We start from the raw sequence: 20258 nt of genomic DNA on the forward strand, positions 1-20258 counted from the left end.
CCCAGGTCTTCCTGCGGGTTAGGAGTGCGGTATGACGGTCCTCGACTCATTGCGGGAGCGCGGGGACGTTTTCGTGGCGATCAGCGTGGTCCTGCTCCTGGGGATCATGCTCGTCCCGCTTCCGCCGATCCTGCTGGACCTGTTCCTCTCGGTCTCCATCTCGCTCGCCGTCGTGATCCTCGTGATCTCCGTCTATCTCCAGCGCCCGCTCGACTTCTCCGTATTCCCGTCCCTCCTCCTGATGACGACGCTTTTCCGCCTCTCGTTGAACGTAGCCTCGGTGAAGCTGATCCTCCTCCGGGGGAACGAAGGGCCGGACGCTGCGGGGCACGTGATCCAGGCTTTCGGAAATTTCGTCGTCGGCGGCAATTACGTCGTCGGATTCATCGTTTTCCTGATATTGGTCGTCGTCAACTTCGTCGTCATTACGAAGGGCGCGGGCCGCATAGCAGAGGTCGCCGCCCGGTTCACCCTCGACGCGATGCCCGGCAAGCAGATGGCCATCGACGCGGACCTCAACGCCGGAATGATCGACGAGGCCGAGGCGCGCAGGCGCCGGCAGGACGTGGGGCGCGAGGCGGACTTCTACGGAGCGATGGACGGTGCAAGCAAGTTCGTCCGGGGCGACGCGATCGCGGGGCTCGCGATAACGGGGATCAACCTCGTCGGCGGGTTCATCATAGGCGTCTTCCAGATGGGAATGCCGCCCGCCGAGGCGGCGCAAACGTTCACGATCCTGACGGTGGGGGACGGCCTCGTGGCCCAGATCCCCGCCCTCGTCATATCGACGGCCGCAGGTATCGTGGTCACGCGGACGGGCTCGGTCAACGACATGGGCCGGGACATCGCTACGCAGGTCCTGCTCAATCCGAAGGCGCTGATGACGTCGGCCGGCGTCCTGCTCGTCCTGGGCATCATCCCCGGCCTGCCGCACCTGCCTCTCCTGGTCATGGCGGGAATACTGGGGGGATCGGCCTGGCTGCTCTACAAATCGGCGGCCCCGCAGGCCCCGGAAACGCCCGAGGCTCCGTCGAAGGAGGAGCCTCGCGTCGAGTCCTTCATCGAGGTCAACGCGCTTTCCCTGGAAATCGGCTACGGACTCATTTCGCTGGTGGACGAGACGGGAAGCGAGTTCCTCCAGAAGATCCGCGCGATGCGGCGCCAGGTCGCCAAGGAAATGGGTTTCGTCGTGCCGTCGATCCACATCAAGGACAACCTTGCCCTGCGGCCCCACGAGTACAGCTTCATCATCCGGGGGATCGAGGTCGCGCGGGGCGAGGTCATGATGGGGTACTGGCTGGCGGTCTCGAACGACGGGAAGAAGTCGGTCGCCGGCATCCCGACGAAGGAGCCCGCTTTCGGCCTCCCCGCCTGGTGGATCGAGGAAAAGGACGTGGAAAGGGCGCAGCTCGCCGGTTTCATGGTCGTCGATACGGCCACCGTCGTCGTGACGCACCTCACCGAGATCATCCGAAGGCACAGCTGGGAGATCCTGACCCGCAGCGAGGTGCAGAGCCTGCTCGACGGCGTCGCGAAGGTGTATCCGCGGATCGTGGACGAACTGATCCCGACCCACATGACCCTCGGCGGCGTACAGCGCGTGCTCCAGAACCTTCTCCGGGAACGCATCCCGGTGAACGACCTCGTGACGATCCTCGAAACGCTGCTCGACTACGCGCCGGCCACCAAGGACATCGACCTGCTCACCGAGCACGTTCGGCAGGCGCTGGCCCGTTACATAACCCGCCAGTTCACGGCGCCGGACGGCGTCATTCGGGTCATATCGCTCGACCCCCGGTTCGAAAACGCGATGGTGCAGGCGATGGGCGGGGAGCCGATGAGCCCCGACATCGTGGGCCGCCTCATGCGCGGCATCGAGATGAGCCTCGAAGGCGTCAAGGCCAAGGGAGCCCAGCCGGTTATCCTCTGCTCCATGCAGGTTCGCCGGTTCCTGAGGCGGCTCCTCGAGAAATTCGCGCCGTCCATCCCGGTCCTGTCGAGCGCCGAGGTGGTGTCCACTTCGAGAATATCGAACGTCGGGATGGTGAAGTATGAAAATTAAGACGTTCCGCGCCAGGAGTTTCGGCGAAGCGCTCGCCCTCGTCAAGAAGGAAATGGGCGAGGACGCGGTGATCCTGTCCACCGAAGAGCGGAAAGGCCTGCGGCCTTCCGTAGAGGTTTCGGCGGCGGTCGACTACGAGATCGGGGAGATCCGTTCCGGAGATATCGCGTTCCCCCTCCGTGCTCCCTCTTCTCCGTCCGCAGTCCACACCGCTTTCCCGGTGCCGGAAAACGAGGATTTGCGGAATCTGAGGCGCAGCCTGGTCGATGCGGTCAAAACGGAGGTCGGCGCGCTCCGGGAATTCATCGAGACGTCCAGGGCGGGCAGGGACGAGGCGGCAACGCCGGCGCCGGCCGTGAAAAAGGACCTCCTTCGCTTCCTCGCAGGGCGCGGCATCCGGGAGGAGCACGCGCGCGGGCTGTGCGCGAAAGCGGAAGGACTGAAGGACCTGCCCGGCGCGGTGCTGGCCGGAGTGGCGGTGCGGGAGGGCAAGCCCGGAGCGAAAAAGGCCGTGATGCTCATCGGTCCCACCGGCGTCGGAAAGACCACCACGATCGCGAAGCTCGCCGCCGCCGCTATCAAGGCGGGGAAGCGCGCGGCGGTGGTAAGCCTCGACAGCTATCGGATCGGAGCGATCGAGCAGATCCGGATCTATGCCAGGATCATGGGGATCCCGCTCGAGGTCGCTTCCGACGCACGCCAGGTAAAGGAACGCGTCGGGAGACACGCGGACAAGGACATCGTTTTCATCGACACCACGGGCCGCAACCCGATGGGGGAGGCGTTCCTGGCAGAGCTTGCCCCCGTGTACGAAGCAGGGTTCCCCGTCGAGTCCCATCTTCTCGTGAGCGCGACGAGCGATTACGAATTCCTTGCCCGGGCATGGAAATCCTACGCCCGCCTTCCTGTCGACTGCGTGGGGGTGACCAAGGTCGACGAGGCCGCCAGGAACGGCGCCATTTACAACGTGGCCGCACTTTGCGGAAAGCCGATCGTGTACCTGACGACCGGGCAGTCGGTGCCCGGCGACATCGTGTTCCCGACCCGGGAGAAGATCGCCCGGATGATCCTTACGGAGGGCCGGGCGGCGGCCGCTCCGGCCGTTTGCGCATAGAAACGAAATCGTTCCACGGAGGCAACATGCGGAAGAAGAAACCGGTCAGAACCATCACCGTCGCGAGCGGCAAGGGGGGCGTCGGAAAGACGAACGTCGTTGCGAACCTCGGCATCGCGCTTCGGAAGATGGGGAAGGAAGTTCTTATACTCGACGCCGATCTGGGCCTGAGCAACGTGGACATCCTGCTCCACCTGGCTCCCCGCTTCAACATCCAGCACGTCCTCCGCGGGGAGAAGCGGCTCAAGGACGTGATCGTCGAGGGCCCCTGCGGCATAAAGATCCTCCCCGCGTCATCCGGCGTGCAGGAGCTCACCCGTCTCGACGAATCCCAGAGAATGAGGCTCCTGGAGGAGTTCGACGCATACGACGGCGACATCGACGTCCTTCTCGTCGATACCTGCGCGGGCATCTCGGAGAACGTCGCGTTCTTCTGCATCGCCGCGCAGGAAATCGTGATCGTGACGTCGCCCGAGCCCACGGCCCTTACGGACGCGTACGCCCTCATAAAGGTGCTCTTCACCCGGTACCAGGAGAAGGAATTCCGGATCCTCGTCAACTCGGCCCGGAACGAGGCGGAGGCGATGGAAGTCTACCGGAAGCTTTCGATAGCCGCCGACCGGTTCCTGAACGTCTCCCTCGACTATCTCGGCTACCTGCCGTTCGACAAGTCCGTCCACGAGGCGGTCCGGTCGCAGAAGGCGTTCATCGAGATGGCCCCCATGGGATCCGCGTCCCGGGCGGTCAACGAGCTTGCCTCCCGCTTCATCGACCAGTCCGCGGAGAGCCCGAAGGGAACGCTCCAGTTCTTCCTCGGCAACCTGTTCGCGATGGCGGCGGAATCGAAATGAAAACGCTTACCCTGGCGGCAAGGGAGAGCGAGGAGAAGAAGGAACGGATCGTACAGGAGTTCCTCCCGTTCATCCGGTACACGGCGCGCCGGCTCCGCTGGCGGCTGACTCCCGGGCTCACGGAGGACGACCTGGTCAGCGCCGGGGTGGTCGGCCTTCTCGACGCACTCCGCAAGTTCAAGGAAGGGACGGTAAAGCTCAAAACTTACGCGGAGTACCGCATCAAGGGATCGATGCTCGACGAGCTGCGGGCGGCCGACCCGGTTCCGCGCAGCGTGAGGGAGAGGGTAAACGTCCTCAAGAACGCCCATGTGAAGCTCCGTAGGGAATTCGGGCGGGCGCCGGAAGACATCGAGGTCGTAAAGGCCCTCGGCATAACGCTCGACGAATACTACAAGACGCTCCACGAGGGGAGCGCGGCTTTACAGCTCCGTTTCGAAGACCTGGGCGCGTGGGGAGGCGAGGACGGGGGCAGGAACGCCCTCGAAAACATACCGGACCCGGCGGGGAAGGACCCCCAGTCGCTGGCCGAAACGGCGAACCTCAAGGACATGATCTCAAAAACCATCGGGGAATTTCCGGACAAGGAAAGGTTTGTCCTGTCCCTGTACTACTGGGACGAGCTGACGATGAAGGAAATAGGCAAGGCCCTCGGGCTGACGGAGGGACGGGTGTGCCAGTTGCACAGCCAGGCGCTCCTGCGCCTGAAGTCGCGGTTCGGATCGACGCTTCCCTGAAGGATGGGAACGGAGGATTTCGCTTAAGGGAATTCATGATTTACCGATAAGGAAGGGGGTGCGGACCGGGACCATGCTGGCGAGAACGCTGAAAAATCTGGCAAGCTCCGATGCCTCGAAGCGGCGCGGAGCCGTTGAAGCGCTGTCGAATTGGGACGAAAGGGGAATCTATCCTCTCGTCAAGGCGCTTTCGGACTCCCACCCCGGAGTGCAGGACGCCGCGATGCGCTCGCTCATCGCCATCGGGGGGGAGGCAGTCGCCTGGGCGGTCCTCCCGCTACTGCGCGGGACCTCCATTCCGCGCAACATGGCCATGGTTATCCTGAAGGAGATCGGTAAGGATGCCGTTCCCCTTCTTGCCCCCCTGGTCAAGGACAAGGACGAGGACGTCCGGAAGTTCGCGATCGACTTGATAGCGGACGCCGGGGCGCGCGAACTGGAGCAGGCGCTTACCGAGCGGCTTTCGGGCGATCCCAACCCGAACGTCCGGGCCGCCGCAGCCCAGGCCCTCGGGAAGCTCGGCTGCCGCGAGGCGCTGCCCGCGCTCATCGCTGCCCTGAAGGACATGGAGTGGATCCGGTTCACGGCGCTTGATGCGCTCGCGACGCTCAAGGACCCGGCGGCGGTGGAGCCGATCCTGTCCCTGCTGTCGGATTCGTCCCCGGCCACCCGCTGCGCCGCGATAGAGGCGCTCGGCGCGATCGGCTCTCCCCGGGCCGGCGATGCCCTCCTTGCGTCCCTGGGAGAGGCCGAGCGGGACGAGAGGGCGGTTTACCTGAAGAGCATTCTCCGTCTGGGGGTACCGCTGCCTTTGGCCTGCGTCTCCGGGGACCTTCTGGAAATTTTCCGAAGCGAGGGGGAATGGGAGGACCGGCTGGTCGCTCTCCGGGCCCTCGTCGAGATCGCGGACGAAGAAATCCTTCGGTCGATCCTCGATATCGCAGGATCGCTGGACACGTCGAATCCCGAGGAAGAGGAAATCCTTGCCTCGATCAAGAAGATATTGGGCGCCGTGCGCCGTCCGGAAACCCTGCAGCGGATTCTCGGCGATTCCTCGTTGCGGTTCCGGGCAAGGGTCGTCGCAGCCGAGGTCATCGGAGAAAGGGGATTGCGTGAAGCCGTACCCGGACTCGTTGCGCTGTTGAAAGGCGACGTGCGCGACGTGCGGAGGGCGGCCGCATCCGCGCTCCTGCGGATCGGGGACGGCGGCGCCCGCGAGGCGTTCGTGGAAGCGATCCGGGACCCGGACGGCCATGTCAGGAAGGCGGCGGCGGAGGCGCTCGGCGCCTCCGGGGACAAGGCGGCATTCGGCCCTCTCTTGTCCCTTTTTCGCGAGGAAAAATACGAAGACGTGGCGGAAGAGGTCTTCCGCGCCCTGGCCGCCATAGACCCGGAGGAGCTGGTAGCTTCCGCCGGGGTCCTGGAGGGGCGCGCGCGTGAAATGGTGGAGGAGTTCGCCCGCGGACGCGGCGGCGGGAGTCCGAGGCCATGATTCCGAAGGTTGCCCTGAGCGACCAGACGTTCCGGTGCCTGCGCGATTTCATCTACGAACTGACGGGAATCTACATTCAGGACACCAAGAAGTACTTCCTCGAGAACCGGCTCGGACGCCTCATGGCCGAAAGCCGCATCGCTACGTTCGAAGACTACCTGGGGCGCCTGAAGTCGCAGGGAAATGGAGCGCTGAGGCAGCTTTACGACGCCGTCACCACGAACGAGACCTACTTTTTCCGCGAGCCCCTGCAATTCGACGTGTTCGCGAAGCATGTCGTGCCGCGGGTCATGGAACGGAAACGCTCCATCAAGGTCTGGTCGGCGGCGTGCTCAACGGGAGAGGAGCCCTACACGATAGCGGCGGTCTTGCGGGAAACAGCTCCCGCAGTCAAGGCGACGATCGTCGGCTCGGACATCAGCGAAGCCGTGCTCGATTCCGCGCGGCGCGGGGTCTACACCTCCTACGCCGTCCGGAACGTGCCGCCCTCTTACCAGCAGAAGTACTTCCGGGGGGACAACGGGACTTACGAGCTGGAAGAGGGGCTCCGGAAATCGGTGACTTTCGCGAACATCAACCTCGTCGACGACAGGAAAGTACGGTCGATCCGCGACGTCGACGTGATCTTCTGCCGGAACGCCCTCATATATTTCGACGACAAGTCGAAGCGGAAGGCGGTCTCGCTGCTGTACGACGCGCTTGCGCCGGAAGGCTTTCTGCTGGTCGGGACGTCCGAGAGCCTGCATTCGGTGACGCGGGCGTTCCAGCCGACCGTCATCGACTCGGTCGTCCTCTATCGGAAGGCGGCGTCATGAAAATCCTTATCGTGGACGACGACAGGACGACCCGCAAGCTCCTGGGCCTGTTTCTCAAAAGGAACGGATTCGAGATACAGACCGCCGAGAACGGCCTGGACGCCCTCGAAAAACTGGGAGTAGGGGGAATCCAGCTGGTCGTCACCGACCTGAACATGCCTTTCATGGACGGGATCGAATTCATCCGGACGATGAAGGGGAACCCCGCCACGGCCGACATACCCGCCCTCATGATAACCACGTCCACCGACGCGGAGGAGAAGCGGCAGGCCACAGCGGCCGGAGTGAACGGATATCTTTGCAAACCGGTGACCGCCGAGGTCGTAGCGATGAAGATCCGCCAGATGCTGGGCGAGATCTTCCGGAAAGGAGGACAGGGCATTGCTTGACTACAAGGAGAAGATACTCATCGTCGACGACTTCCTGACGATGCGCCGGATCGTGAAGAACCTCCTCAAGCAGCTCGGGTACGAGAACATCGTCGAGGCGGAAGACGGCGAGCAGGCGTACGCGAAGCTCAAAGGAGGCGGGTTCGGGTTCGTGGTCTCCGACTGGAACATGCCGAATCTCGACGGGCTCGGCCTGATCAAGAAGGTGCGGAGCGACCCGGAACTCATGGGCATGCCATTCCTCATGGTGACCGCCGAAGCCGAGAAATTGAAGGTGATAGAGGCGATCAAGGCAGGCGTGAGCAGCTACGTCGTGAAGCCGTTCACAGCGGAGATCCTGAGGGAAAAGATCGAAAAGATCTTCGACAAAGTCGGGAAGTAGCGGAGAACGCCGATGTCCGACGAGATGCAGGAAATCGTGGCCGATTTCGTCACCGAGGCGGAGGAGTCGCTCGACCGTATCGACCCTCTTTTCGTGGAGCTGGAGGCGAGGGGGCACGACAGGGAAATCCTGAACGATATCTTCCGGTGTGTCCATACGTTGAAGGGCGCGGCCGGGTTCCTCGGATTCCAGCCGGTGGTCGACGTTTCGCACGCTTCGGAAAACATCATGAAGAAGCTTCGGGACGGCGAAATCGGACTTTCGAAGCCCCTGGTCGACGTGATCCTGAAGAGTGTGGACATGCTCCGGATCCTCATCGCCCGCGTCAAGCACCGCGAGGATATGTCCGAAAACATCTCGCCCCTCATCGCGGAACTGGCGGAAGCGCTCGCCGATGCGGAGGGGAACGGAGGGAAGCCGTCGGGCGCGGCTCCCGCCGGCTCCGCGCACGCTCCGGCAATGGAAACGGCATCCCGCACGCCTGCGCCCGGCAACGGATCCGGCGTCCCGGCTCCCGTGCCGGCATCGGCCCCGGCGGCAGCCAAGGCGGCAACGCATGTGCCCGCATCGCAGGCGTCGGCTCCCGCCGCCCACGCTCCCGAGGGGGACAGGAACCTTCCCGGCAAGAAGGACTCCGTCCAGAACCTGCGGGTGGACATCGCGCGCATCGACAAGGTGATGGACCTCACCGGTGAAGTCGTCCTCGCGAGGAACCGCCTGCTGACCCTCGTGAGCGCGATCGGTCTCCAGTACGGCGACGATCCCGTCGTCGAAAACCTGTCCGAGACGGTGTCGTTCCTCGACCTCGTCACGTCCGACATGCAGCTTTCGGTCATGAAGATGCGGATGCAGGCGCTCCAGAAGGTCTTCGGCAAGTTCCCCAGGATCGTCCGGGACATCGCGTCCTCACGGGGAAAGGACGTCGAGCTCAAGATCCACGGCGAGGACACCGAGGTGGACCGCTCGGTCATAGAGCACATCGGGGATCCGATGGTCCATATCCTCCGGAACGCCATCGACCACGGGATCGAAAAGCCCGAAGCGCGGACTGCAAGGGGGAAACCGGCCCAGGGAGTCATATCGATAGACGCGTGCCAGAAGGGGAACCAGATCGTCATCGAAGTGTCCGACGACGGCCGCGGGATCGACGTCGTGCGCGTCAGGAAAAAGGCCATGGAAAAGGGGCTTGTGACCGCGGAAGAAGCTGAACGGATGTCGGACGATGCGGCAGTGAACCTGATCTTCCAGCCCGGGTTCACGACGATGGACGTCGCCACGGAGCTGTCCGGGCGCGGGGTCGGGATGGACGTCGTCCGGACCAGCATCGCCAAGCTGGGCGGTTTCGTGGATATCAGAACCCGCAAGGACGCCGGAACGACCTTCCAGATAAACATCCCGCTGACGCTCGCGATAATCCAGTCGCTCATGGTGCGGGCGGCGGGTGGCAGGTACGCGGTACCGCTCACCCTGGTGGAAGAGATCCTCCGCGTCACGCCGTCGGAGATCGCGATGGTCGCGGGGCAGAAGGTGCTCGTCATAAGGGATAAGGTTCACCCGTACTTCGAGCTGTCGGAGCGAATCGGAAAGGGGCAGCCGGAAGAATCGCCGTACAGGTATGCGGTGGTCGTCGCCGTCGGCGACAGGCGGTTCTGCCTGGGCGTGGACGGGCTCATCGGCGAGGAAGATGTCGTGATCAAGCCGATCGACGGCCTGGAGGTCGATTCGGCCCACATGATAGGGGCGACGATAACGGGCGACGGCAAAGTCGTCCTGATCCTCGACGTGGCGAGCATTTCGAGGAACCTGCCCGGACCGGGCAGGGCGTCGTGAGACGTACCGGGCAACCGGTTGCGAGGGGGAGGACATGGCTCAGTACATAGGGTTCAAGCTCGGAGGCGAAGAATACTCCATTCCAATACTTAAAGTCCGTGAAATCATCAACATTCCGGGAATGACCCGCCTGCCCCGCGCCCCGGAGTACATAGAAGGGGTCACCAATCTGCGCGGATGCGTGATACCGGTCGTGAACCTGAAGAAGCTCGTGCGGACAGGCGGCGGAAACGGGGTAGGGGACAAGATAATCGTCCTCACCAACGGGAAAGTCACGTTCGGGATCATGGTGGACGGGATCACCGGGGTCATCGGCATCGACGAGTCGTCCATCGAGCCCCCCGACCGGCTTCTGAACGGGTCGGGAGAGCAGTTCGTGGGGATCGCGAAGTACCAGGAAAGGCTCGTCGTGCTCCTCGACACGCGGAAGCTGCTTCCCGACGATGCCGCCGGCATTTTCGAAGACAACGTCGTTGATATTCGGAAAACGAACGATGCGGACAAGGTTGAAGTCGTTACTACGGTCCAGACGATGGGTGGGGACGTTGAACGAAGGGAGCTGCGGGACGCCAGGGATTTCATCAGTAAAAAAATAGAGTCGAGCGACCCCAACCAGAAGGTCCTGGAGCCGCTGTTGGCGTTCATGGAGGCGATGGCCGGGAAGGACTACGAGAAGGCGGAAGCGGTCGTGCAGAAGATCGCCCAGTCCTCCTCGGAAGGGCTGTTCAAGGAGGTCGGAAAGGTCACCCGAAGGCTCCACGACTCTCTCAAGAGCTTCAAGGAGGCCATCGATCCGAAGATCAGCTCGCTCGCTTCGAACGAAGTGCCGAACGCCATCGACCGGCTCCAGTTCGTGATCGACAAAACGGAAGAGGCCGCCAACAAGACCATGGGCATCGTCGAAAAGCACCTTCTCGGCATGGACGAACTGGCCGGGCACATCCGGCAGATCCAGTCGCCCGAAGATTCCGTGAAATACCTGAAGAGCTTCAAGAATGCCCTGGAGGACGACCTGACGGAGATCATCACGACACAGTCTTTCCAGGACATAACCGGGCAGACGATCAAGAAGGTGATCCGGCTCGTCGAGGACATCGAGAAGGAACTCGTCATGATGGTGACGACGTTCGGCCTGAAGATCGAAATGGCCCAGAGCGCGGCGGGGCCTGCCGTGGAAAAAGTGTCGCAGGGCGGCGTAGACGACCTGCTGAAGGAATACGGATTCTAAAGGGTGGAGGGCTTACGTCATGAAATTTTTCTCGGATAGACAGATCGGCTTCAAGGTAACGGCCGTAAACGTCGTCCTGATCGTCGCCGCCGTCGGCATTCTGACGGGAATATGCCTGGTGCAATTCCGGCAGGAGATGACGAGGCAGGCCAACGTCCAGCTTGATAGGCGTATCAAGACGTTCTGGGTGGTGCTCAAAGACAAGGGAACGGACTTCCGGGTGGAGAACGGCAAGCTGATGGCCGGGAGTTACGTCTGCAACGGCAACTACGAGCTGCCCGACAAGGTCAAGGACATCTTCGGCGGCGTGGCCACTATATTCATGGGGGATGTGCGGGTGACGACGAACGTCCTTAAGGCGGACGGCACCAGGGCCGTGGGAACGCAGCTTAAAGGAGCGGCTTACGACGCGGTATTCAAAAGCGGGAAGTCGTTCCGGGGGGAAACGGCCATCCTCGATGAGCCGTACTTCACAGCGTACGATCCTATCCGCGACAAGAAGGGAGACATCATCGGCGTGCTGTTCGTCGGCGTCAAGAAGGCCGAGTATTACGACGCCGTCAACAGCCTGACGTTCCGGGTCGTCATCGCGGCCATCGTCCTCACCGGTCTCGTCGTGCTGGCCACGTTCCTCTTTGTCCGCGGCGTTACCCGCCCGATCCACAACGCGGTCGGCACGGTCGCCGCGATCGCGGAAGGCGACCTCACTGTGAGTATCGAAGAAGCGAAGGGAAAGGACGAGACAGGCTTGCTCCTGACGGAAATGAAAGGCATGGTGGCTCGCCTGAAGGAGGTCGTCGGGAAAATATCCGCTTCGACCAAAAGCCTCGCGGGCAGTTCCGAGAACCTCTCCTCGATGGCCTCCGCCCTGGAGAAAGGGGCGAGGGACCAGGCCGCGCAGATCGAGCAGTCCGCCGCCGCGGCCACACAGATGTCCCAGACGAACGTCGACATGGCGAAAAACGCGTTCAACACGGCGGAGGCGGCGCGGAAGATGAAGACCGCGGCGGTGGGCGGAAAGGAGACTATGGACGTAACGATGAAGGAGCTTGACAGGTTCGCCGAGTCCGTCCGCCATTCCGCCTCGAAGGTGGAAGCCCTCGGCCAGAAATCGCAGGACATCAACACCATCGTCTCTCTCATCAAGGAGATCGCGGACCAGACTAACCTACTCGCCCTTAACGCCGCGATCGAGGCGGCGCGAGCCGGAGACCAGGGAAGGGGCTTCGCGGTGGTTGCGGACAACGTCCGTGAACTTGCCGAGCGGACGTCGGCTTCCGCCGACGACATCGCGGGCAGGGTCAAGGCGATGCAGGCAGAAATCGACGTGACGGTCGGCGGCATGAAGACCGAGCGGGCCGCCGTGGAAGGCGTTCTTGCCCGGGTAAAAGACACGAAGGGTTCCATAGAAGAGATCGCCTCCCTCGTGGAGCAGGTTACCGACATGGTGCAGCGGATCGCCGCAGCGACGGAGCAGCAGTCCTCGGCGTCCGAGGAGGTATCCCGTAACATGGAATCCGTCTCCGCCGTCACGAGGCAGCTCGGCGGATCGATGGCGGAGATCAAGAACCTTTCCAATACGCTTTCCCGTCTTGCCGGAGAGCTGAGCGGCACGGCGGGCTGGTTCCGCACCCGGCAGGCTTAAAGGATGCCGGTCCGGGTACTCATCGTCGACGATTCCGCGTTCATGCGGAGCGCGCTCGGGAAGATGCTTTCGTCGGATCCCGAGGTGGAGGTCGCCGGGACCGCCCGGGACGGCCTGGACGCGCTGGACAAGGTCGTCCAGCTGAAGCCCGACCTGGTCACCATGGATGTCGAGATGCCGAGGATGGACGGCATCGAGGCGCTTCGGCGGATCATGGCGTCGAATCCGGTTCCGGTCATCATGGTGAGCTCCCTCACGATGGCCGGCGCCAAGGCGACCCTCGAAGCGCTCGAAATCGGGGCGGTCGATTTCATCCCGAAGAACCTGTCCGATCTTTCGATCAATATCGTCAACATCCGGGAAATCCTGCTCGAAAAGGTCAAGCAGATCGGGCGGCGGCGGATCGTTCCGCCGAGAAGGTTTACGGCGGTCCGCCCGGAGGCGTCGCCGCCCAGGCCGGATCCTTCAGGTTACCGGATCGAACGGCGGATCGGCATAGTGGCGATAGGCACGTCGACCGGGGGGCCCAAGGCGCTCCAGGAAGTCCTTCCGAAGCTTCCGAAGGAATTCCCCGTTCCGGTGGTCGTAGTGCAGCACATGCCGCCGGCGTTCACGGGACCGTTCGCGGAGAGGCTGAACGAACTTTGCCGGGTGTCGGTGAAGGAGGCGGAGGAGGGGGAATCGCTCAAACCGGGCGTGGTCTTCGTGGCGCCGGGGCGGGGGCATATGAGCATACGGAAAGGGCGGACCGGCGAGTGCGTCGTGTCCGTTTCCGAGAACCGGCCGGACCTGATCTACCGGCCGTCGGCGGACGTGATGCTTGCCTCGGTCGCAGAAGTCTTTCCCGGGCGCGCCCTCGGGGTGATCCTCACGGGCATGGGGAACGACGGCGAAAAGGGCATGCGGGCCATAAAGTCGGGGGGCGGGAGAACAATCGCCGAGGACGAGTCCACCTGCGTCGTCTACGGGATGTCGCGGTCGGTGGTCGAGGCGGGGCTTGCGGACAAGGTGGTGCCCCTGCAGGAAGTCGCGGGGGAAATAGTGAACGCGGTTTAGTCGTAACATTACGGAATCCGTCGGGATCCCGGCAGGTCGGCTAAAGAACGCCGTGCGCGGCGCCGATAAGACAGGGGCTGCAAAACGTTCAGGGGGAGGGCCATGGAAGCGCTGACCGTCGATAAGAAGATCATTCAGTTGGTAACGTTCCGGCTGGGCGACGAGGAGTACGGGGTGGACATCCTCAAGGTCCACGAAATCAACCGGATGATGGACATCACGGCGGTGCCGAACGCTCCGCCGTGCATCGAGGGCGTCATCAACCTGCGAGGGAAGGTCATCCCGGTAATCAACCTGCGGAGCAAATTCGGCCTTCCGCACAAGGAGAAGGACGCCCACTCGAAGATCGTCGTCGTGGACGTAGGTACGGCAGCGGGCATCATCGTCGACTCCGTCTCCGAGGTTCTGCGAATCCCGTCAGACATCGTCGAGCCTCCCCCTCCGATGACTTCGGGGGTCGGTTCCGAGTACATCCGCGGGGTCGGGAAGCTCAAGGAGCGTCTCCTCATCCTCCTGGACATCGAGAGGCTCCTGGGGGTTTCCGAAGGGGAGACGACGATGGTCAAGGCCGCGGCCGGCATGTAGGTAAATCAATCTGGGGGCCCCGGGGGAATCATGAAGGTCACGTTCGCGAAAAAAATGTACGGCCTGGTGGGACTCGTCTCTATCATCATGATCGCCGGCACGGCTGCCGCGATCTACGGTCTTACTTTCTTCCTCGATAAATTCGAAAATATTTCCCATGCGGACTTTTCGAAGCGGGAACCCGCCATGAGGAGCCAGGTCGACCTCGGGCATGCCATCCACGCCTTCAAGAACTACCTGATCCGCAAGGACGAGAAATACGTTAAGGACTTCGCGGACGAGATGGAGCAGCAAAAGAGGAACATCAAGAACTTCGAGGATCTCATGGCAGGCAATGCGGGGGCGCTCGCCGAGTCGAAGAAGGCGAAGGAGGCCCTCACCGCATATGAGCAGTCGTTCTCCGAACTGGTTCGCCAGCGCCGGTCCGGCAAGGACATCGCCGCCGTCGACAAGCTCGTGAAAAGCAAGGACGGGCCGTTGATGGAATCCCTCGAAAAGATGAGCGACCTGTTCGCGAAGGCGGAGGCTGATAAGTTCTCGCGCCTTGCCTCCACGATCAGGACGCTCCGATGGGGGCTCTTTTTCGGCGTGGTCCTCGGAATCGGGATCGCGTTGGGGGTGAGCGTCGTAGTGATCCGCAAGCTGCACCATTCGGTCGAGTCGGCCCGCGACGTGGCGGAGAAGGCGGCGGGCGGCGACATGACCCGGGACGTCGCCGTGATGAGCAACGACGAGGTCGGCGACATGGCGCAGGGGTTCAACGCGATGATAGGGAACCTGCGCCGGATCGCGGGACAGATCAAGGGGATGACGAACACGCTGGCGAGCAGCAGCGAGGAAGTCTCCGCAACGACGGAGTCCCTCACGCGCGGAATGAAGGAGCAGAGCAAGCAGACGGAACAGGCGGCCGCGGCGATCACTGAAGTGGCCCAAACGGTGATGGACGTCGCGAAGAACGCGTCCGACGCCTCAAGCGCGTCGAAGGACGCCAGCCGGATCGCGGCGGAGGGGCGAAAGAAGGTCGAGGACACGGTCGCCGGGATGCACGGGATAGCGGGCACGGTGAAGGAGTCCGCGGATACGGTCGGGGAGCTCGGGAAGGCGAGCCAGGAGATAGGGACGATCATAAACACCATCAACGATATAGCCGACCAGACGAACCTGCTGGCCCTGAATGCCGCCATAGAGGCGGCGCGCGCCGGAGAGTTCGGGAGGGGATTCGCCGTCGTCGCCGACGAGGTAAGGAAGCTGGCGGAGCGGACCGGCAAGGCGACGAAGGAAATCACCGTGAAGATCGAAAAGATCCAGGAAGAGACGGAGCGGTCGGTAGCGGGTATGCAGGCAGGGATCGTGGAAGTCGAGAAGGGAGTGTCGCTCGCCGAACAGGCGAAGGCCGCCCTGGATCGCATCGTCGCCGCCTCGGCCGTCAGCACCGACATGATTCAGCGGATCGCCGCCGCCGCCGAAGAGCAGTCCGCCGCGTCCGAACAGGTGTCGTCCAACATGGAGGCTATCGCCAACGTCACCCGGACGACCGAGACCGCCGTGGAACAGATCCGTGCGACCGTTCTCGGCCTTTCCCAGATGGCGGGCGAGCTGAACGAATCGGCCGCCTGGTTCAAGGTATAGGAGGAGACTTATCTGAAAATGCCATGGCAGAGGACCGAGGGTTAGAAATCCAGTCGTTCGTGAAGGGGATGTACCGCACGCGGACGATCCCCACCATGCTCGGGAAAATACTGGCCCTCGTAAAGGACGAGAACTCCTCACCCCAGGACCTTATCCAGCTGATCTCGCACGACCAGGCGCTCGCCGAACGGACCATACGGATCGCCAACTCGGTCATGTTCGGCCATTCCGGCACCGTTCGGGACTTGAGGCACGCCGTGATGTTCCTCGGATACGAGCGGATCCGCTCCATCGCGCTGGCGATGGGCGTGATGGACGCCTTCCCGGCGAGAAACTCCCTCGACATCCAGAACCTCTGGATCCACGGGTACGAGGTCGCCTATCTCTCCGCCGTCATCTCGGACACGATCTCGATGGTCGCACCGGCCGAGAGTTTCCTGTGCGGCCTGATCCACGACATAGGGCGGCTTATTTTCTTCGAAAAGGACAGGGAGAAGTACTACGAAATCGGGACGGGGGACGATTTCCTCGATCGGGAGATGGAGCTTTTCGGCTGCACGCATGCCGACGCGGGGGGATGGTACGCGGTAAATGCGGGGATCCCGGACGACATCGTGTCGGCGATCCGTAGCCACCACCACCCGTCGGAGGCCGGAGAAAACCATCTCGGGGTCTCCATCCTGTCGTTGGCGGAGGGGCTTTCGCGGCGGTTCTGCCCGCGGTTCATCGACGACGGCGTCTGGATCCCCGCGCACGGCGCCATCCTTCTGGAGCTCGACATCGGGGACGACGCCATGCAGTCGATCTGCCACAAGCTGGGCGGACTTCGGTATGATATAAAAGCGTTCTTCGGGGGGGAATGAGGGGGGGCGGCGGTGGCGATCGAGGAGCTGAAAAGCATTTTCCGGCCGATCGCATTCAGAAGGGAGAAGGACGAGAACTCCTCCCGCCGGGGAAAGAAGCGGCCCGCCCCGCCGAAGGAGAAGGACGCGGAACCCGAGCCAGGCAAGAGAAACGTCGACATCAAGGTATAGAAGGCCGAAATTCCCGCAATGTTGAAAAAGCTGCTCGGAAAGAAGGACGGCTTCGCGCAGGAAGAGGCCCGGGCGCGGCTGACGCTCGAACTCGCCGAAGTCGAGGAGATTTCCGAAAGAATTTTCCGGAAAATTGACGAACGCCTGAAGGCGCTTCAGGCGGCCGAGGCGCGGCTCGACGAGAAGGCGCGCGAAGTCGAGGCGCTCGTGGCGCGGGCGGGCGGGATCGCCGCGGTCCATCGCGACATGGTCGAGGCGCGCCGCACGGAAGTCCTCGCGCTGGCGCGGGGCGGCCTCGACGTGGAAGGGATCGCACGCCTGTTCGACATGACTAAAGGCGAAGTGGAGCTCATCCTAAACCTCGGCGGCAAGTAGCGCCGGGCGACACTCCGGCAATCCTTTCCGCCGCCGGAAAAGTTTTCCTCGCCGGAACGCTCCCTCGTTCCGTTTTTCCCTGAAACCGCCCGTCCTGCGTGCGTTTCCGGCGCATCGGTACTTGGCATCATGCTTGCTGTTCCAACAGGCATGCACAAGGGCATCTACATCGCGCTTTCAGGAGCGGTCCTCAAGCAGGGCCAGCTCGATCTTCTCTCCAACAACATAGCCAACGCCAACACCGTCGGCTTCAAGAAGTCGCGCTCGTCGTTCAAGGAACACCTCTTATCGCGACTGAGCGGTACCCCGGAGAGCGACGACGGCCGCGCCATGAGCGACCTTTCCGCGGTCCGGAACGATTTTTCGGAGGGGAACCACTTCAAGACGGGGAACCCCCTCGACGTGGCCCTTGACGGTAACGGTTTCTTCAGCCTGGAGGGAGGCCGCTACACGAGAAAGGGCGACTTTCGGGTGAGCGGAGACGGCTATCTCATCGCCCAGGGCGGCCGGAAGGTCCTCGGCGCGAAGGGTCCCATAAAGCTCCCTCCCGGCAAGGCGGACATCACGACTTCGGGCGATGTGCGCGTCGACGGAAAGCCGGTCGATACCTTGAAGATCGTGAGCTTCGGGAATACCGACTCGCTGGTGCAGCTCGAGGACAGCCAGTTCACGACCGACATGAAGCCGGCGAAATCGAACGCCGTCGCCATGTCGGGGAATCTCGAGGCTTCAAACGTCTACGTGGTGAAGGAGATGGTCCAGCTTCTGGCGACGATGCGGGAGTTCGAATCGTACCAGAAGGTGATCCAGGCGTTCGACGACGCGGCGTCCCGCGTTAACAACGAGATGGCGAGGATCTGATCGGACTTCAAGTTCGGGCTGGAAGGAGGAAACGATGCTTAGGTCGCTTTTCACGGCTGCGACGGGTATGGAAGCGCAGCGGATCAACATCGACGTGGTGGCGAACAACCTCGCCAACGTGAACACAACCGGGTTCAAGCGCGGGAGGGCGGATTTCCAGGACCTTCTCTACCAGAACGTGCGGACCCCCGGTTCCGCTTCCGCTGAAGGGTTCCAGATCCCCTCCGGCATACAGGTGGGGCTCGGCGTGCGCCCCGTGGCCGTCCAGAAGATCTTCGAACAGGGGGACTTCGCCACCACGGGAAACCAGCTCGACCTCGTCATCGAAGGGGACGGTTTTTTCCAGGTCCCCAAGCCGGACGGCGAAATGGCCTACACCAGGGCGGGCAGCTTCAAGATGGACAGCGAGGGGCGTGTCGTCACCTCCGACGGCTATCCGATCGACCCCGCGATCACGATCCCGTCGAACACAATGAGCATCACGATAGGCACCGACGGCAAGGTCACGGTGACCCAGCCGGGGACCAGCGCTCCCACCCAGGTCGGCCAGATAACGCTCGCGCGATTCACCAATCCAGGCGGGTTGCGGGCGATCGGGCGGAACCTTTTCCTGCCGACCGACGCGTCCGGTGAGGCCATCACCGCGAATCCGGGCGTCGACGGAATGGGGACGGTTTCCCAGGGATTCGTCGAAATGAGCAACGTGAACGTGGTCGAGGAGATGATCAACATGATCGTCAGCCAGCGGGCGTACGAGATCAATTCGAAGGCCGTCCAGGCCTCCGACGAGATGCTCCAGGCCGCCAACAACATGAGGAGATGATGCGCGCAGCCCAGGTCGCGGCGACGATCCTCATCCTGCTATCGGCGGCGGCCGCGGCTTTCCCGGCCTTCGCCGGGAGCCCGGCGCCGGCGGAGATCCTCCGGGCGTACGTGCTGGAGCACCGCCCCTGGACCGACGTCGAGGTGCGCAACCTTTCCCTCAGCGCGGAGCCGCCGAAAACGGCCCCGCGCCGCATCACCGTCGCGAAAGGGCTTCCCGGCCGGACCGTCTTCTCCATGGAATACGAAAACGGGCCGGCCGTCACGGCGACGGCCGACGTCGCCGCGTTCGATGAGGTCGTCGTAAGCGCGCGTCCCCTTCGGAAGGGCATGCCCGTCGGCGAGGAGGACGTCTGCCTTTCCCGCATGGAGATCGGGCGCGTTCCAGCCGGAGCGATTCGGGACCCGCAGGCGGTCGTCGGCAAAATCCTTACCCGGTCGCTCGGGCGGAACCTCCCGGTCGTCGACAGGCACGTCGCCGAAACCTCGCTCGTGAAGCGGGGCCGGAAAGTGACGCTTCTGTACGAGAACGGCGGCATGCGGATCGCCGCCACCGGCGAGACCCGCGAGAACGCATACGTCAGCAACGCCGTTATGGCGGTCAACACCGCATCGAAACGAACTGTAACGGGGATCCTGATCGATGAAAACACGGTCCGTGTCAATCGTTAGAGAGGCCTTCGCCGTCCTGGGCTCCGCGCTGCTCTTCCTCGGATGCGCGATGACGCCGAAGCTGCCCCCGCCCCCGCCCAAATACGTTTATCCGCAGGAGAAAGGGAACGGGAAGACGGCTAATTCCCTCTGGAGCGACGGGGGAGGCCTCTTCGAGGACCCGAAGGCGAGAAGGACCAACGATCTGCTGACCATCGTCGTATCGGAGAACATCTCCGGCTCCGGCACGGCCGACACGAACGCGGCAAGGAAGTCGACGCTCGACGCGAAGGTCACCGGCTTCTTCGGCGCCCCTCTCGACCTCAACAGGCCGAACCTCTACGGGACGGGGAACAAATTTTCGCCGACCGTGAGCGGGTCGATGGAAAGCGATTTCGAAGGAACGGGGACAACGAACCGGACGGGGAAGATCGTCGGCACCATCACCGCCCGCGTAGTGGAGGTGATGCCGAACGGCACCCTCGCCATCGAGTCGCGCAAGGACATCACGATCAACAACGAGAAGCAGACCCTCATCCTGCGAGGGATGGTCCGCCCCGAGGACGTAAGCGTCGCGAACGAGATTCCGAGCAGCAAGGTCGCGGACGCCGATATCTACCTCGTCGGGGACGGGGTCCTCCAGGACAAACAGAAGCAGGGGTGGCTGACGCGGTTCATCGACAACGTCTGGCCGTTCTGA

The 20258-nt window shown here is 62.9% G+C and carries 21 protein-coding genes; all 21 read left to right on the plus strand.

The window, feature by feature from the left end; genetic code table 11:
- The first annotated feature begins 31 nt into the window (after window positions 1-31).
- Complete coding sequence (gene flhA / locus HY896_02930) at window positions 32-2062, plus strand: flagellar biosynthesis protein FlhA (protein MBI5575299.1); 2031 nt, start codon at window positions 32-34, stop codon at window positions 2060-2062.
- Window positions 2052-3176 (plus strand): flagellar biosynthesis protein FlhF, encoded by a 1125-nt coding sequence (gene flhF / locus HY896_02935; GenBank protein MBI5575300.1) that lies wholly within the window; start codon window positions 2052-2054, stop codon window positions 3174-3176. Before flhA ends, flhF begins: the two co-directional genes overlap by 11 nt.
- A gap of 26 nt (window positions 3177-3202) precedes the next feature.
- A complete protein-coding gene (locus HY896_02940; protein MBI5575301.1) occupies window positions 3203-4027 on the plus strand; it encodes a MinD/ParA family protein in 825 nt (274 codons plus the stop codon).
- On the plus strand, window positions 4024-4764 hold the full coding sequence (locus HY896_02945; GenBank protein ID MBI5575302.1) for a FliA/WhiG family RNA polymerase sigma factor: 741 nt from the start codon (window positions 4024-4026) through the stop codon (window positions 4762-4764). Before HY896_02940 ends, HY896_02945 begins: the two co-directional genes overlap by 4 nt.
- Window positions 4765-4837: 73 nt before the next feature.
- The gene (locus HY896_02950; GenBank protein MBI5575303.1) at window positions 4838-6256 is read left to right on the plus strand and encodes a HEAT repeat domain-containing protein; all 1419 of its coding nucleotides are present in this window, start codon (window positions 4838-4840) and stop codon (window positions 6254-6256) included.
- On the plus strand, window positions 6253-7071 hold the full coding sequence (locus HY896_02955) for a protein-glutamate O-methyltransferase CheR (GenBank protein MBI5575304.1): 819 nt from the start codon (window positions 6253-6255) through the stop codon (window positions 7069-7071). Before HY896_02950 ends, HY896_02955 begins: the two co-directional genes overlap by 4 nt.
- Window positions 7068-7460, plus strand: coding sequence for a response regulator (locus HY896_02960; GenBank protein MBI5575305.1), 393 nt, complete (start codon window positions 7068-7070; stop codon window positions 7458-7460). The genes HY896_02955 and HY896_02960 overlap by 4 nt, the downstream gene beginning before the upstream one ends.
- Entirely contained in the window at window positions 7453-7842 is a 390-nt protein-coding gene (locus tag HY896_02965) for a chemotaxis response regulator CheY (GenBank protein ID MBI5575306.1), read from the plus strand. The genes HY896_02960 and HY896_02965 overlap by 8 nt, the downstream gene beginning before the upstream one ends.
- A 12-nt stretch (window positions 7843-7854) precedes the next feature.
- Window positions 7855-9672, plus strand: coding sequence for a chemotaxis protein CheA (locus tag HY896_02970; GenBank protein MBI5575307.1), 1818 nt, complete (start codon window positions 7855-7857; stop codon window positions 9670-9672).
- A 34-nt stretch (window positions 9673-9706) separates the two neighbouring features.
- Window positions 9707-10900: a protein phosphatase CheZ gene (locus tag HY896_02975; GenBank protein ID MBI5575308.1), complete on the plus strand. Its 1194-nt coding sequence runs from the start codon at window positions 9707-9709 to the stop codon at window positions 10898-10900.
- Between the two features lie 19 nt (window positions 10901-10919).
- The gene (locus HY896_02980; protein ID MBI5575309.1) at window positions 10920-12545 is read left to right on the plus strand and encodes a methyl-accepting chemotaxis protein; all 1626 of its coding nucleotides are present in this window, start codon (window positions 10920-10922) and stop codon (window positions 12543-12545) included.
- Window positions 12546-12548: 3 nt separating this feature from the next.
- Window positions 12549-13601: a chemotaxis response regulator protein-glutamate methylesterase gene (locus tag HY896_02985; GenBank protein MBI5575310.1), complete on the plus strand. Its 1053-nt coding sequence runs from the start codon at window positions 12549-12551 to the stop codon at window positions 13599-13601.
- A 102-nt stretch (window positions 13602-13703) separates the two neighbouring features.
- Window positions 13704-14186 (plus strand): chemotaxis protein CheW, encoded by a 483-nt coding sequence (locus tag HY896_02990; GenBank protein MBI5575311.1) that lies wholly within the window; start codon window positions 13704-13706, stop codon window positions 14184-14186.
- A 30-nt stretch (window positions 14187-14216) separates the two neighbouring features.
- A complete protein-coding gene (locus HY896_02995) occupies window positions 14217-15815 on the plus strand; it encodes a methyl-accepting chemotaxis protein (protein ID MBI5575312.1) in 1599 nt (532 codons plus the stop codon).
- A gap of 23 nt (window positions 15816-15838) precedes the next feature.
- Window positions 15839-16678 carry an HDOD domain-containing protein gene (locus HY896_03000; protein ID MBI5575313.1) on the plus strand — a complete coding sequence of 280 codons (840 nt, stop codon included), beginning with the start codon at window positions 15839-15841 and terminating at the stop codon, window positions 16676-16678.
- A 12-nt stretch (window positions 16679-16690) separates the two neighbouring features.
- The gene (locus HY896_03005) at window positions 16691-16849 is read left to right on the plus strand and encodes a hypothetical protein (protein MBI5575314.1); all 159 of its coding nucleotides are present in this window, start codon (window positions 16691-16693) and stop codon (window positions 16847-16849) included.
- Between the two features lie 18 nt (window positions 16850-16867).
- Window positions 16868-17224, plus strand: coding sequence for a hypothetical protein (locus HY896_03010; GenBank protein MBI5575315.1), 357 nt, complete (start codon window positions 16868-16870; stop codon window positions 17222-17224).
- A gap of 129 nt (window positions 17225-17353) precedes the next feature.
- On the plus strand, window positions 17354-18085 hold the full coding sequence (locus HY896_03015) for a flagellar hook-basal body protein (GenBank protein MBI5575316.1): 732 nt from the start codon (window positions 17354-17356) through the stop codon (window positions 18083-18085).
- Window positions 18086-18119: 34 nt separating this feature from the next.
- Window positions 18120-18908, plus strand: coding sequence for a flagellar basal-body rod protein FlgG (flgG, locus tag HY896_03020; GenBank protein ID MBI5575317.1), 789 nt, complete (start codon window positions 18120-18122; stop codon window positions 18906-18908).
- Entirely contained in the window at window positions 18908-19579 is a 672-nt protein-coding gene (gene flgA / locus HY896_03025; GenBank protein ID MBI5575318.1) for a flagellar basal body P-ring formation protein FlgA, read from the plus strand. The genes flgG and flgA overlap by 1 nt, the downstream gene beginning before the upstream one ends.
- A complete protein-coding gene (locus HY896_03030; protein ID MBI5575319.1) occupies window positions 19551-20258 on the plus strand; it encodes a flagellar basal body L-ring protein FlgH in 708 nt (235 codons plus the stop codon). The genes flgA and HY896_03030 overlap by 29 nt, the downstream gene beginning before the upstream one ends.

It is taken from the genome of Deltaproteobacteria bacterium (assembly GCA_016218975.1).
GTDB lineage: Bacteria > Desulfobacterota > Deferrimicrobia > Deferrimicrobiales > Deferrimicrobiaceae > JAENIX01.